Raw genomic sequence first — 423 nt, forward strand, 5'->3', positions numbered from 1 at the left:
ACGCCGTGCTGGCCGGGCAGCACCCGCACCCCGGCCAGCACGGCGTCCACGAGCGGCTGCAGCGCGCGCCGCTGCAGCATCGGCACGGTGGCCGTGGCGGTGACGCGGCAGCGCCCGTCCGCGATGTCGACGAGCGCGACGAGCTGGGTGACCGCGAGCGTGGTCGCCCCGGCCCGGTGGGCCAGCAAGGTGCGGCGGCCGGTGGCCGCGCCGGCCGGGCCGGGCGGGAACCACGCGTCGTGCGCCAGGACGCGCCCGTCGCCCGAGGCGGCAGCGGCACCTCGACCCCGTCGCCGACGGCCGAGCCGGCCGCCCACCCCGCACCCGGGGCGCACCGCCGGCGCGGTCCCCGAGGCCGTCCCCGCGCTCCTCCTCGTGCCCGCTCACCAGCGCGTGCCCCTGCCCCAGAGCCGCCACCGGGCC

General features: G+C 81.8%; 1 protein-coding gene. It reads right to left on the reverse strand.

Annotated elements, in window-relative coordinates; all coding sequences use genetic code 11:
- On the reverse strand, nucleotides 1–335 hold a 335-nt coding region (locus GTQ99_RS24010), incomplete at its 3' end, for a hypothetical protein (RefSeq protein ID WP_166618117.1).
- Nucleotides 336–423 lie beyond the last annotated feature (88 nt).

Source organism: Kineococcus vitellinus, assembly GCF_009906315.1.
Lineage (GTDB): Bacteria > Actinomycetota > Actinomycetes > Actinomycetales > Kineococcaceae > Kineococcus > Kineococcus vitellinus.